12 protein-coding genes are annotated in these 14,428 nt (G+C 43.1%); 7 read left to right on the forward strand and 5 right to left on the reverse strand.

Going from position 1 to position 14,428, the window contains the following annotated elements; genetic code table 11:
- The first annotated feature begins 282 nt into the window (after window positions 1-282).
- The 5 genes from JMA39_RS03695 to nhaD all read left to right on the forward strand — a co-directional run bounded on the left by JMA39_RS03695 (window position 283) and on the right by nhaD (window position 6,686).
- Window positions 283-1,290, forward strand: coding sequence for an FAD:protein FMN transferase (locus JMA39_RS03695; protein WP_202720481.1), 1,008 nt, complete (start codon window positions 283-285; stop codon window positions 1,288-1,290).
- Window positions 1,291-1,323: 33 nt separating this feature from the next.
- Complete coding sequence (locus JMA39_RS03700) at window positions 1,324-2,490, forward strand: hypothetical protein (RefSeq protein ID WP_202720482.1); 1,167 nt, start codon at window positions 1,324-1,326, stop codon at window positions 2,488-2,490.
- 178 nt (window positions 2,491-2,668) lie between these two features.
- On the forward strand, window positions 2,669-3,688 hold the full coding sequence (locus JMA39_RS03705) for an aspartate carbamoyltransferase (RefSeq protein ID WP_202720483.1): 1,020 nt from the start codon (window positions 2,669-2,671) through the stop codon (window positions 3,686-3,688).
- Window positions 3,689-3,715: 27 nt separating this feature from the next.
- Entirely contained in the window at window positions 3,716-5,005 is a 1,290-nt protein-coding gene (hemL, locus tag JMA39_RS03710; RefSeq protein WP_202720484.1) for a glutamate-1-semialdehyde 2,1-aminomutase, read from the forward strand.
- A gap of 433 nt (window positions 5,006-5,438) precedes the next feature.
- Entirely contained in the window at window positions 5,439-6,686 is a 1,248-nt protein-coding gene (nhaD, locus tag JMA39_RS03715; RefSeq protein WP_202720485.1) for a sodium:proton antiporter NhaD, read from the forward strand.
- 74 nt (window positions 6,687-6,760) lie between these two features.
- On the opposite strand, the gene JMA39_RS03720 is transcribed toward nhaD, so the two are convergent.
- Entirely contained in the window at window positions 6,761-7,816 is a 1,056-nt protein-coding gene (locus JMA39_RS03720; protein WP_202720486.1) for a general secretion pathway protein GspB, read from the reverse strand.
- Window positions 7,816-9,429, reverse strand: coding sequence for an ExeA family protein (locus JMA39_RS03725; RefSeq protein ID WP_202720487.1), 1,614 nt, complete (start codon window positions 9,427-9,429; stop codon window positions 7,816-7,818). Before JMA39_RS03725 ends, JMA39_RS03720 begins: the two co-directional genes overlap by 1 nt.
- A 395-nt stretch (window positions 9,430-9,824) precedes the next feature.
- Here JMA39_RS03725 and JMA39_RS03730 point away from each other — a divergent pair, with 395 nt between their 5' ends.
- Both JMA39_RS03730 and JMA39_RS03735 read left to right on the forward strand, forming a co-directional pair.
- On the forward strand, window positions 9,825-11,045 hold the full coding sequence (locus JMA39_RS03730) for a multifunctional CCA addition/repair protein (RefSeq protein WP_202720488.1): 1,221 nt from the start codon (window positions 9,825-9,827) through the stop codon (window positions 11,043-11,045).
- A 243-nt stretch (window positions 11,046-11,288) separates the two neighbouring features.
- Entirely contained in the window at window positions 11,289-11,555 is a 267-nt protein-coding gene (locus JMA39_RS03735) for an Lpp/OprI family alanine-zipper lipoprotein (RefSeq protein WP_202720489.1), read from the forward strand.
- Window positions 11,556-11,766: 211 nt separating this feature from the next.
- On the opposite strand, the gene JMA39_RS03740 is transcribed toward JMA39_RS03735, so the two are convergent.
- The 3 genes from JMA39_RS03740 to JMA39_RS03750 are packed head-to-tail and all read right to left on the reverse strand — an operon-like array spanning window position 11,767 to window position 14,417.
- A complete protein-coding gene (locus JMA39_RS03740) occupies window positions 11,767-12,678 on the reverse strand; it encodes a L,D-transpeptidase family protein (protein ID WP_202720490.1) in 912 nt (303 codons plus the stop codon).
- 52 nt (window positions 12,679-12,730) lie between these two features.
- Window positions 12,731-13,564 (reverse strand): putative RNA methyltransferase, encoded by an 834-nt coding sequence (locus tag JMA39_RS03745; RefSeq protein ID WP_202720491.1) that lies wholly within the window; start codon window positions 13,562-13,564, stop codon window positions 12,731-12,733.
- Window positions 13,565-13,616: 52 nt separating this feature from the next.
- Complete coding sequence (locus tag JMA39_RS03750) at window positions 13,617-14,417, reverse strand: undecaprenyl-diphosphate phosphatase (RefSeq protein WP_202720492.1); 801 nt, start codon at window positions 14,415-14,417, stop codon at window positions 13,617-13,619.
- Window positions 14,418-14,428: the final 11 nt, after the last annotated feature.

Below are 14,428 nucleotides of genomic sequence, written 5' to 3' on the forward strand. Positions count from 1 at the left end.
TTTCATAAACGAATCCATATCATCAATAAGTCTATTAACCTTTATTATTTATACCTCATAAGCAAACATAAACACTAATTTAGCCAAAGAATAAACAATCACTTTAAATAACCAAAGTGTAAATATAATCACGCAAAAACTTATTTAGACAAATCATATTAACAACATAGTTCACATATTGAACAATAACTGCATTTTCAAAAATCACATTATTGACATGCATCACACTAGAACTTAGACCTTAAAGATATTTTATAAAAAAACAAAATTTCAAAAATAAAATTGAAAATAATAAAACTAATAGCAACACTTACATTTTATCTAGTAGCCAACATTTGCATTGCTGAAGAAGTTAAAACCCTTAAAGGCTTTACTATGGGAAATAGTTACAGCGTCAAGTGGAAAGAGGAAACTATATCACCTAATAGAATGCACCTTCTAAGCAATAAAATTAACGCTAGACTTGAAGAAATTAATAAGGCGATGTCTAACTGGGACAAAGATTCAGAGTTAAGCTTATTAAATAACGCCAACGGCAATCAAGTTGCTATCAGCCAAGAACTTGAGTTTGTAATAAATGAAGCCATTAGAATTAACCATATTACTCAAGGGGCCTTAGATATAACTGTGGACCCTCTAATTAGTTTGTGGGGCTTTGGAGAAAGTGGGCAAACATATAATGTTCCAACTTCTACCGAAATCACGAAAACCTTAAAGTTCGTTGGAGTGGATAAGATTGACTTAGAAGATGGTGTACTTAGCCGTAGTTCAAATAAAGTAACCATAAACTTATCCTCCATTGCGAAAGGCTTTGCGGTCGATGCTATTGCCACTATTTTAGAAGAAAGCAATATAACTAATTATTTAGTTGATATTGGTGGCGAACTCAGAATCAACGGAACAAATTTAAAGAATAAAAGCTGGAGTATTGGCATAGATAAACCTTTTGCATATTCAAGTGGGCAAGCGGAAGTTATAACACCAAAAAATAGTGCTGTAGCTACATCAGGTAATTATCGAAAATATTTTGAAAGCGGTGGTGAGCACTACTCACACATAATAGACCCAAAAACGGGTAAACCAGTCAAATATAAAATTGTATCTGCAACAGTGATAACAGAAAGCTGTATGACTGCAGATGGCTTGGCCACTGCATTTATGGTTTTACCTGCAAAAAAATCTATAGCAATTGCAAACAAGCACAATATCCCCGTCATGTTAATAGAGGACAAATTTGGAAAACTAATTACCCATTACTCTGATTCATTCAAAAAATCACAACAACTATAAATATAAAACAACTAAAAAACTAAGGGTTTTATGATGAAAGCGACATTTAAACTAAGCTTATTATGTGTTTCTATTTTAGCGCTAACAGCCTGTGATAGCGACGATACAGATACTTCTGGGCTAGAGTCTCAAATAGCAGCACTTGAAACTAAAAATAGCGAGTTAACTGCAAGTAATACCACTCTAAAAGAAACAAACAGCAACTTAGTAAGTGATAATACAAGTCTACAAGAAAAAGCTGTAAGCTATATTAATACTTTTGAAGAACAGTGCACAGAAGCCGGATTTAAATTCGACTATGTTGACCCAAATGCTCCTGTTACTGAAATCAGCATGCTTCCAAACTATATGGCTGCAGCAGAAGAATCAGACTGTCTAGCCTGCCACACCTATGAGGAGCCAATTAAGGTTCCCCACCAAGATTTTGGAAGTACATGTGCCAATTGCCACGATAACCCACACTCTGACGATAAGCCTGTTGTTCCAGGTAACCCAACGGATCCTAGCTTCCCTCAACCACAACCAAGTGAGAGCTTAGTTGATGGTAAAACTGGTGCATCAGGCTCATTCTATTACACCCCTGGTTCATACTTAAATGCTGACTATCTCGCCAGTCGACTCAATGGTTCTATTCACAACTTTGAATGGGCTCAACCAACAGAAGACAATCCAGGAGTTAATAGCTTAGAAGCTGCTTGCCAATTAAATGACCGCCAACATATCAAGCAAATGTTTCCTACTGATGGTAAGAACTACATTCTAAGTGGCTTCAGTAATCAAATGGGAGCGAAGCTTATCTCCACTACTAACAAATTTATCGATGAAACAACGAATAAGCCTGTTGAAACTCCAAATATCGCAACCTTTGGTTACGGCATGAAGAAAAATGGCAATGATTATAATGTTTCAATGAACATAGGTAAGAATAATACTTGCTATAACGCAATCATGAATGGTGAAGCGCGCTTCAGTTATTATGAATATGACCCGATGCTCTCAGGCAAACAGGAACGCAACAAGGGCGCACGGATCCTAGCTAAAATTGATTACACTAAAACTGCGTTAAAAGGCGTTGACTGGGTTACAGAAGTTCCAGGACTTGGTGCAGGAGAGAACTTCACTCCAGACCAAGTAAATTGGACGCAGGTTGGCGCTTGTTCACTTGTATTTAAAGTAGAAAGCATCATTCCACTCGGTTAACCCCCACTCTTTAATTACAATTAAAATGGCTGCTCAGGTAGCCATTTTTTATTTTGACTTCATAACAGAAGATATTTATCTGCCCATTAGATTCTGCTATAGTGCCGCCTCAGCCACCCTACATAAATTTGGGCTATAGCAAAGCTATTCGCCCCCCAGAAATTGGAAATAAAGGCTGATGACTCAGTTTCAAGGTTCGCACATCCTGTCGGTAAACCAACTTGATTTGGAAGCCGTTCAAAACGTTTTCTCCGTTGCTACCCGCATGACTCCCTATGCTTTACGACAAAAACGCACCACTGTATTAGATGGCGCCGTTTTGGGTAACCTCTTTTTTGAGCCAAGTACACGTACCCGTGTCAGCTTTGCCAGCGCCTTTAGCCTACTTGGCGGTCGAGTTAACGAGACTGTCGGCATGGCATCTTCATCGCTATCTAAAGGCGAGTCACTTTACGACACCGCTCGGGTACTTTCGAGCTACTCTGATGTAATAGCCATGCGTCACCCAGACTCTTTCTCGGTACGTGACTTTGCCAAAGGCAGCCGCGTTCCTGTCATTAACGGTGGTGATGGTTCAAACGAGCATCCAACTCAGGCTTTATTGGATCTATTTACCATTCAAAAAGAACTTGCAGCCGGTGGCCGAGATATTAGCGGCATGAATATCGCCATGGTGGGCGATCTAAAATTTGGTCGTACCGTTCACTCGCTTTCTCGCCTGTTATGCATGTATAAAGATGTCAGCTTCACACTCGTATCACCAAAAGAGCTAGCAATGCCTGACTCTGTGATCAGTGACATTGAAAATGCTGGCCATAAGATCACAATAACAGACCAACTTGAAGGCAATTTAGATCGCGCTGATATACTCTATCTAACGCGAATTCAAGAAGAACGCTTCCCTTCTCAAGAAGAAGCGAACAAATACCGCGGTAAGTTCCGATTAAACCAAAGTATTTATACACAGCATTGCAAATCAAACACAGTGATCATGCATCCATTGCCACGAGACTCTCGTGAGCAAGCGAACGAATTGGATAATGATCTTAACGACCATCCAAATCTGGCTATCTTTAGACAAGCCGATAATGGTCTGTTGATCCGCATGGCACTGTTTGCGCTGACGTTAGGTGTTGACTCTCAACTTGAGCAATATGAGCGTCCAGTTAATTGGTATTCACGAAAAGCTGATTTCTAGGTTGGCTATAAATTTTAAGGATTAAAAATGACCCGTTCCGACGAACTCTTTGAACAGGCTAAAAAGACCATCCCTGGTGGCGTTAACTCGCCAGTACGTGCATTCTCAGGTGTGGGTGGATCGCCACGCTTTATCGAGAAGGCCGATGGCGCTTATATTTTCGATGCTGATGGCAAAAAATATATCGACTATGTTGGTTCTTGGGGCCCAATGATTTTAGGCCACAACCACCCAAAAATTCGTGAAGCAGTATTAAAAGCTGTTGAAAATGGCCTATCTTTTGGCGCGCCAACTGAACTTGAAGTCACTATGGCTGAAAAAGTTATCGAAATGGTTCCCTCAATGGAGCAAGTTCGTATGGTGAGTTCAGGTACTGAAGCAACCATGAGTGCGATTCGTTTAGCACGTGGCTTCACTAACCGTGACAAAATCCTTAAATTTGAAGGCTGCTACCACGGTCACGCTGACTGCTTACTCGTTAAAGCTGGTTCTGGCGCACTAACATTGGGTCAGCCAAGCTCTCCAGGTATTCCTGAAGACTTCGCTAAGCACACGCTAACAGCGACCTATAACGATCTAGATTCTGTTAAAGCTATCTTCGAGCAATACCCAGAAGAGATCTCTTGTATCATCATCGAGCCAGTTGCTGGCAACATGAACTGTATCCCGCCAATCGACGGTTTCTTACAAGGTCTACGTGCTATTTGTGATCAGTACGGCGCACTAATGATTATCGATGAAGTAATGACGGGTTTCCGCGTATCTAAGAGCGGCGCACAAGGTCACTACGGCGTAACGCCAGATCTAACTACCCTAGGTAAAGTGATCGGTGGCGGTATGCCAGTCGGTGCTTTCGGTGGTCGTAAAGATGTGATGCAGTTTATCGCGCCAACTGGCCCGGTTTACCAAGCGGGTACCCTATCTGGTAACCCAATTGCGATGTCAGCAGGTCTTGCACAGATGGAAGCCCTTTGTGAAGAAGGCGTTTACGAGCAACTAGCCGCTAAGACTCAGTATATTGCTGAAGGCTTTAAAGCTGCTGCAAACAAGCACGGCATTCCAATGGCAATCAACTATGTTGGCGGTATGTTCGGTTTCTTCTTCACAGACGAAGAGACGGTAACCAACTTCGCGCAAGTGACTAAGTGTAACACCGCACTATTTGCTGAGTTCTATCACCTAATGCTAGATGAAGGTGTTTACCTTGCACCTAGCGCTTATGAAGCAGGTTTCTTATCACTTGCTCACGGTGAAGAAGAGCTTGAAGCAACACTAGCAGCAGCAGATCGCGTATTTGCAAAACTTGCTAAAGCTTAATCTGTAAACTTCTGCTTTATCAAAAAAGGAACACCTAGGTGTTCCTTTTTTATTTCTATTTATACCAATCAGTATATAAAGTCGAGCTTACTCAGCGAGCAAGCCTTAATACTGATTGGCGTTATTTTAATCCTATTGAAAAATAAAAATTTCAGTATGAGTCGCTTTAGCAAACACCACCTAAAAATTAGCAAAACCTTAACCTGTGCAGTACAAAAACCTACCAAGTAAGGCTGCTTTAGCTAAAACAGCTAAAAGCTCATCTGTCGTTAAAGCTTAGATCACACTTTCCCACAAAAACAAGAGATAGATAACAGTTGCCATTAATCTGTTGCTGTGGTCATATCACGTCGCGCGAACCTTAAAATAACCTTAAAAGTGGCGACCCAACTTAAGTTTAGGTACGTCATAACATCACCTATGTGAGCCCTATATGTTATACGCACTGTTAATCTCACTTGCTGTACTGGCCTTACTCAGTATCGTATTTGAAGAGGTCACTCACCTCAATAAAGCTAAAACGACACTTTTCTTTGGTTGCATCTCTTGGATCATCCTATTTATGGCTGCTGGGGATCCAAGCCATGAAAAAATCATTGAAAACGAACTTAACGAAAACTTGCTAGAAATTGCGACCTTGTGGCTGTTTCTAATGTCCACAATGACTTTCGTAGCCTATCTTAATGCTAAAGGCATGATCCAAATTCTAGTGCAGAAACTGTTTCCTCAAAGGGTTTCAGTTCGTATGTTAATGCTCCAAGTTGCCTTGTTCTCTCTCCTACTTTCAGCCATCTGCGATAACGTTACAGCCACCTTAGTCTCTCTAGGGCTACTCACCACCTTTAAGCTTGAAGCCCATATACGTCGACGCATGGCTGTACTCATTATTTTTGCGGTTAACTCAGGAGGAGTTGCTTTAATCACCGGCGATGTCACTACCTTAATGATATTTTTAGGCGGCCATGTACATATGTCTGAATTATTGATGTTGTTTGTGCCGGCAGCTTTCAGTGTGATGTTATTAGCAATACTATTCTCGCTAAAAGCTGAAGGCGAAGTGAGCACCGAGACGATAACTAAAAGCGTACGTACAATCGATGTTGTCATTGCGGTGATCTTTTTTAGCACCATTATGCTGACAATGGCGTTAAACATTCTATTTGGTATTCCGCCTGTACTGACTTTTTTAACCGGCCTCTCGGTCATGTTTTTAGTCGGGCATACCTCTAGAAGCGATAAAGAAGAACTACAGATCCTCGAATATATCCGCCAAGTAGAATACGACACACTGCTATTTTTCCTAGGTATTTTACTACTGGTAGGCATGCTTAAAGAGATTGGCACCCTAGATTTACCCACTGAAGTCTACACTCAGTTTGACCCAAATATATCGAACTTTGTCGCAGGAATAGGCTCAGCCATTTTAGATAATGTGCCACTCACCGCCGCACTGCTAAAAGCTGAGCCAGCATTAAATACGCCAGAATGGTTAGGACTCACTTACGCTGTTGGCGTTGGTGGTTCGCTGCTTGTCATAGGATCTGCGGCAGGGATTATCGCCATGAGTAAAGTTAAGGAGCTCACCTTCGTTAGCTACCTAAAATACGTTCCAGCTCTTAGTCTTTGCTATAGCTTAGGTTACGGTTTAACTCTGCTACTTGCTTACCAGCTTTACAATTAATAGCTGAGTAATATCTGAAATAAAAAAGGCCTAACTCAAGGTTAGGCCTGACTTAGCAAAGCTTTTAAATGAGATTAAATTGCCGGTACTTTAAATTCGGTACCTTGAATCGCTAACACGACATCTCTGGGTCTTATCTCAACGATAGTCAACTTGCCCTGAATACTATCCCCCTCTTGTAACTCTGCACCATCGACATTTAGCCAACGATTGTCCGGCGCACTCGAGTAAACATGAGCATTGATATTAAACTCAGGCACTTGTAGCTGCAGCCCAGCAGGCAGTTGACCATATTTGGGAATATCATCCGACTTTGGCGTTACAGGGATAGGGTCGAGCTTAGGCTCTGTTACTGGCGTCGCCACCGCATTATCGCGTTCGACATCCTTAAGTGCAGCCTCAAATGCAGCTAAAAGATTATTGTTTGCGGCAGGCTCCGCGGTTTTTAAACCAACATCGTTAGCAGCATCTTGTACCTGCTCCTTAAGCGATTCAAGCAACTCGTCACCACGCTGATTACTATTAGCCCCTAAAATAATGGGCTCACTATCACTTGTCGCTATGCTTTTATTTGGAACTAGGTTAGAAGTCGACTCGTTATTATTCTCTACACTCTGCTGCGCTTTCAAAAGCGCAGCCATCAAATCATTCGGCTCCTCTGCTGCAGCACTGTTTGTCGGCGATACCGAAGTGGGAACCATTGCGACTTGAGTTACCGTCATAGGTTGAGCGATTGGCAATGCAACTTTTCCAGCAAGCCGGATCTCCTGTGTCGACTCAGCTATAGGCTCAGATGTAAACTCAGAGTCGGCCACATTTGGACTCACTTGTTGCGTCGACACTTGCTTAGCTAGCTCTTGTTGAGTCAGTGCAGGGTTGCTATTTGAGTTAACACTCATCGTGTCTCCGAATCCTTGAATCGCTGGTGATTCGGGATACAGCGCCTTACTCAATAGCCAGGCGGCTAAGATCATTAATAGCAATAAAGAGATAAAAATGGCGACAAGTTTAAGCCCCTTTCCGCTCTCTTGCTGTGCCTTGTATTGCGCCCTCGGAGTCAATACCACATCATGAGTTATCCCTTGAGATTGCTGCTTATCTCGAGTCACTGCATCGAGTAAAATCGACATTAATACAACCTCTTACTTTGACCGAGTCGAGGACCGGCATCACTCAGATACAGATTGAGCTGAACTAGCGTTTGCGAGCCTGCGATACCATCTGCAGTCAAACCATGTTGGCGCTGAAACGCCTTTAAGCTCTGCTCCAATTCAGGATCAAAGTAATCAACCAGTCTCGGCGCTCTGTCATCAATACGCGCTAAGCTGTTCTCTAGCCATTGAAGTTGAGCCTGATTCGCCGACTGCCCAATCTCTTTAGGCTGATTTTTAGGCGCTTGCCAGAGGATCTCAAAAGTGCCAGTAAAGTGGCGAGTAAACCAGTCTCTACTCACCCAAAGTTGTTGCTCGTTAAGCTGTAGCAAAATTTGCTCGCCCTGACGTGACACCACAGTGCCATAAAACGCTTGATCGTTATCATCGACCAAATAGACAACCGCAGGGTAGTTAAGGCGCACTAATGAGTGCCAGTTGCCCTGCTGTTGGAAACAATCTAGTCCCTGCTGCTTAGCCGACTGACATGCAGACAAACCTATATAGGGCACCTTACCCCACAATCCTAAAATACCTGCGTAGGCCGTATCGATATCACGGCTCTGAGCGATCGCATTATTGAGTACGCGCTGGCTATTATTTAAGGTATTAATACTCGCATCTTGCTTTACTTCATTTACAGGTGCGACGACTGGTGCTGATGTTTTGACAGCACTTGTACTTGCTGTCGTAATAGATGGGCTAAACAGGTAAAATGCAATGCCAAAGGTAGCAAGCAGCGATGCGGCTATGCTGATAGGCAGCAACAGACCCTTCTTCTCAGGCTCTTCGCCTAAAACCTCTGCCGAGGCCAAACGAACCATCTTACTATCAATAGGCACCTTAGATTGAGCATAACTGGCCATCAGTGCACGCTCACACAACAGGTTAATCAATCTTGGAATACCGCCGCTATATTTATGTAATGCCTTAATCGCACTCTTATGAAAAAGTGGCTCGTGACGTCCGGCAACTTGGAGTCGATGCTGCACATATAGCGCGACTTCTTCGATAGTTAACGGCAGCAGGTGATAACGCGCGGTAATGCGCTGGGCTAATTGACGCAGCTCTTGTCTTTTAAGCAGTTGCTGTAATTCAGGCTGACCGATCAAGATGACCTGTAGCAGCTTCTTAGTATCCGTTTCTAGATTAGTTAATAACCTTAACTGTTCGAGCACCTCGGCTCTTAAGTGCTGCGCCTCATCGATAATCAATACCGTATTGCGGCCCTTACTATGATTCTCCAGCAGGAATTTACTGATCAAATCTGTCAGTTGCTTAAGACTGGGATCCTCGCCATAAACTATGCCTAGCTCATCACATAAGGTGGCCAGTAGCTCAGACTCTGTTAATGACGGATTTAAGATAAATGCGGTATCGGTATTATCGGGAAGCTGCTTTAAAAGACAGCGAGAAACGGTGGTTTTTCCGGTACCGACTTCGCCCGTGAGCAACACAAAGCCACCGGTTTCACCTAGGCCATAAGTAAGATGTGCCAAAGCTTCTCTATGTCGATCACTCAAAAAAAGATAGTGAGGGTTCGGTGCGATAGAAAATGGATTATCATTTAAGCCAAAGAAAGCCTTATACATGCGAACTTTTATCCTTTTAAAATCATGATGAGTCAGCTAATCACTTTGCTGGATCTTTTTTGCACTCTAAATACACATCCCGAGGTGCATATCACCTTGATGTGCCAGTCGATGTTTTTCAATTTACTTTAAGGGACGAAACGACTCCGTTTCAGCCTTATTCACAACATAAATGTGTCATTAAGGCTCAAGTTAAAGCCAAGGACAATACTTGTCAAAATTTGCAGTAACTTATTCTCCTAAAGTAAGCTCAATATCAAATAGCACGTAAGTTATTGCTACTTTTATCTACATCTATGACGCTAGAGAGTTCAATAATCAAGCTTATCGCACTATGCTTCTAACCCTTTGCTTCCATGCTACACTCGCGACTAAGTTATCAAGTGAGAATCGATGTGAAAATTTACCTTGTTGGCGGCGCCGTCCGCGATAAATTACTCAAGCTTCCGGTTAAAGATCACGACTATATGGTCGTCGGTGCAACACCTGAGCAGATGCTTGCCCTTGGCTACAATCAGGTCGGTAAAGATTTCCCAGTATTTTTACACCCAAAAACCCAGCAAGAGTATGCTTTGGCCCGTACCGAACGCAAAACTGCAGCGGGCTACGGTGGCTTTAGTGTCGATGCGGCGCCAACAGTTACTCTTGAACAAGATCTTATGCGCCGAGATCTAACGATCAACGCCATCGCACAAGATGAAGAAGGTAACCTCTACGACCCCTACCAAGGCATTCAAGACATTGAGAAACGCAGCCTAAGACACGTATCAGATGCCTTCATTGAAGATCCTTTACGTGTCCTGCGAGTTGCCCGCTTTGCCGCTCGCTTTCACTCCCAAGGCTTTAGCGTCGCTCCAGAAACCATGACTTTAATGGCAGAGATAAGCCAAAGCGGAGAACTAGAGGCACTAACCCCAGAGCGCGTCTATTTAGAACTCGATAAAGCGCTTTCCACCGATAGCCCGCAGGTTTTCTTTCAAGTTCTAAGACAGTGCGGCGCACTTGCTGTGTTGTTTCCAGAGATTGAGGCGTTATTTGGTGTACCTCAGCCTGAAAAGTGGCATCAAGAAATCGATACCGGCATCCATACCATGATGGTACTCGAGCAAGTTGCCAAGTTAACCGAGGATAACTCGGTGCGCTTCGCCGCCCTAGTACACGATCTCGGTAAAGCGTTAAGCCCTAAAGAACACCTACCAAAACATCATGGTCACGGCCAAAAAGGTTTACCCTTAATTAACTCCCTATGTGAGCGTTTTAGGGTACCCAATGAGTATCGAGACCTAGCGTTACTGGTCAGCGATCAACACCAAAACATCCATAAGATCACCGAACTTAGGGCCGATACCCTAGTAAAACTGTTTGATAAAGCTGACTTTTGGCGAAAACCTCAACGGCTTGACCAACTGCTCATCGCCTGCGAAGCCGATAGCAAAGGGCGCACAGGGCTCGAATTGAGTCCCTACCCTCAGGCTGATTACCTAAAACAATCTTTTGCAGCAGCATCGGCCGTGGAGGTAAAGTCCATTATTGAACAAGGGTATAAAGGGGTAGAGATCCGTGAGCAACTCACTAAGGCTAGAATTGCTGCAGTTCAGAGTTTTAAAGGGGTGTAGGGCAATTTAGTAATATAAAAAATATAAAAAATATAAAAACATCACATTTATAGACTAATATTATAAGTAAATTATTTTTGAATAATTTACACTTATCTTGCAATTGCTCAATTTTTCACTAAGTTATTCAGAGCTTAGCGTTAAAATGCATAGCAAAATTTTTTCTCTGTGACATAATTAACCAGTTCAGTTGTAATGTGCAGCTGTACTTATTTAAACCAACCTATATAAAGGGAATTCCCGATGAATAGAAAAGTACTTATGATTGCTGGTGTAGCAATGACTGCCCTACTAGGTGGCTGTGCAAACACTACTGCTCTTGAAGAAAGCGTTGCAAACCTAGGTAACAAAGTTGACCAGCTTTCAGCTGAAGTTAGCTCTCTAAAGTCAGATCACGCTAAAATGTCTGCAGACATCGACGATGCAACTGCAGCAGCAGTAGCTGGTCTTGCTGAAGCAGAACGTGCTAACGCACGCATCGACAACATCGCTTCTTCTTACAAGAAGTAATATTGTTTAGGAATTTGGCCTTATTTTATAACGGCTAACTCCCAAGGCTTGGTTTCAGGTATTGCGCTTGACCAAGCCTTTAATTTATCCACTCTCCCCTGCTTATCCTACTCATGAACTCTCTGACACTTTCAGAACAGCTACCTAGTTAAAGATAATAAAAAAGCGCCCTAATGGACGCCTTTCTTGGATGCAAACAAGTCCAAACTGATTAACCGTTTGACTGGCTTTGAATATTGACCGGAATCCCCGCTTGAGTCAGTAAGGCATCATTCGCTTTAGCATAATCGACCTGCTCTTTACCAATAAACTCAACCACACCACGATTCATCTGTCGAACATTATCACTGCCACCATTTGCGGTTGATAAAGGTGAATGCACCTCAATTAACTCTCGACCGTCAGGCTCTGTGGAGGTCTTAACGGTTTCATTGATGATAGTAACCTGATCGCCATATTTCACTTGCTCGAACAACCACTCGATATCATCAGGGTTTAAACGAATACAGCCCGCACTCACACGCATGCCGATACCGAAGTCTTTATTAGTACCGTGAATAAGGTAACTGCCATCGCCATAAGATAACTGAATCGCAAACTTACCCAGTGGATTATCAGGACCTGCAGGTACCACTCGAGGCAATACCTCACCACGCTCCTCTAAATGCTCTTTGCGAATACTCGCAGGGGGTGTCCAACTCGGGTTTGGAATGCGGGACTTAATCTTAGTCACCATTTCTGGCGTTTCACGGCCAACACGGCCGATACCAACTGGAAATACGTGAACCTCTTTACCACCTTTAGGGAAGAAATAGAGACGCAGTTCGGCCAAGTTAATCACCACACCTTTATGTGGCACATCTGGTAGCAACATCTGAGTTGGGATCAACAAACGAGTCCCTGGGATTGGCAAGAACGGATCGACCCCTGGATTAGACTGCATCAGTTCCAAAATCCCAATATTGTATTGCTTAGAGATCGTTTGGAAATAGTCCCCCTTCTGCACAATATGTTCTTGCAACTCCCCGACTAAGCGACTGCCGTCTTGAGGAATTGAATAAACATTGGCGAATGAAGTCAGTGGCAAACATGCCAAGATGAACAACAGCAAAGTACGCATCATCGATTTTCAGTTTCCGTTTAATTCAATAAGCAAAGGTTACCCTGAGCACAGATTATTTTCTAGTCATCACATTAATTACGAAGTCGATTTCTAATGTATCGAACTGGGTATGTTGAATTTGATGTCTCACTTTATCATTGGCGCGCCATGCATAAGGTGTCATTTCCAGCAGCGCAATTGCCTGCTCGCCCGATACGCTTGCCGTCAGCGATAAACGCTCACTGTGAAGCAGCTCAAGATCTTTAGGCAAGTTCTCACTCACCGGCTTTTCCGATAAATCAGGGTAGATAAACTCCCGAATTTGCCAAAGGTGTCTTGGCCCTGCCGCCACTTGTAGCAAAATGCCCTCTTGCTTTAATACACGAGTCAACTCTTTGCCTTTTAACTGCTTATCAATCAAGGTGACTAAATCAAAGCTCTCATTGGCAAAAGGTAGGTGCTTTAACGTTGAAACGATATACGTTGGGCTAGGCTCTGCTTTAGCCGCTGCAAATATGGCATTTTCGGCCTCGCAAATCCCTGTTTGCGTTAATGCTAAATCCGGCTTTAATTCAGCTAAAATACCTTTCACTGTGCGTAGGAAATAGCCATCACCACAATCGAAATCAAGTTGGGACAAGGTCTCTGCAGAGGTAACTTGAGGTAACTCTGCAATCACCTTCGCAATCGCTTGTGCTAACGGAATATAGATCCCAGACTCAAGCACGTAGCGCTTAGCACGCATCACTGCGCGTGAGTCAGCCTTAGGTTTTTTGGGTTGGCTAAACACCCAGTAGCCCTGTTCATTGATATCGAAGTGATGCTTGTTTTCACAATGCAGCCCCTTGGATTCTTCATGCACCATAAAGGGTGACTGACATACAGGACAAAGATAAATACTATTCATGACATGCTCGTCTTTAGATCAATTACTTAAATTATAGAGTGGTTAGCTCTGCTTATAGGAAGATAACCCCACATAAAACCGCACCTAGCGCTAGGCGATAAATAACAAATGGTGTCATGCCCATCTTGCTGATGATCTTTAAGAAATAGTGAATACAGATATAAGCTGCTATAAACGACACCACGACACCTAAACCTAATGCCTGATAATCGATGACTTGACCACTAGAAAGCAGATCTTTGGTAACTAAGATTGCCGCACCTAGGCTCACTGGAACCGACATCAAAAATGAAAAACGTGCCGCAGCTTCACGACTCAATCCCAACATTAATGCCGCAGTAATCGTTGCGCCAGAACGTGATGTACCAGGGATCAGTGCCATTGCCTGTGCGATACCAATCACTAAGGCTTTTTTCCAACCGACTTGAAATTCATTCAAGCCTTCACGCTGCATTTTATCTGCCCACCAAAGCAGTAAACCAAATACAATGGTTGTAACCGCAATGACTTCAATACTTCGAAAATGTGTTTCAATAAAACCTTTAGCGCTAAAACCAATAATAACGGCAGGGATTGTGGCTAAGATAATCCACCAAGCAAGCTTGCTCTCCTGAGTCTGCTTACGGGTAACGATACTGCCAGTCCAGGCAGTAAACATCGACAAGAGCTCGCGGCGAAAATACATCACAACCGCCAAGAAAGAACCAGTATTAACCGCAACATCAAACGACAAGCCTTGATCTTGCCAGCCTAGAAGCTGCGCCGGTAAAATAAGATGAGCAGAACTCGAGATCGGCAAAAACTCGGTGAGGCCCTGAATAAGAGCCAATATAATCACCTGAAAGGTATCCATAACTATCCTAA

This window comes from Shewanella schlegeliana, assembly GCF_016765635.1.
GTDB classification, from domain to species: domain Bacteria; phylum Pseudomonadota; class Gammaproteobacteria; order Enterobacterales; family Shewanellaceae; genus Shewanella; species Shewanella schlegeliana.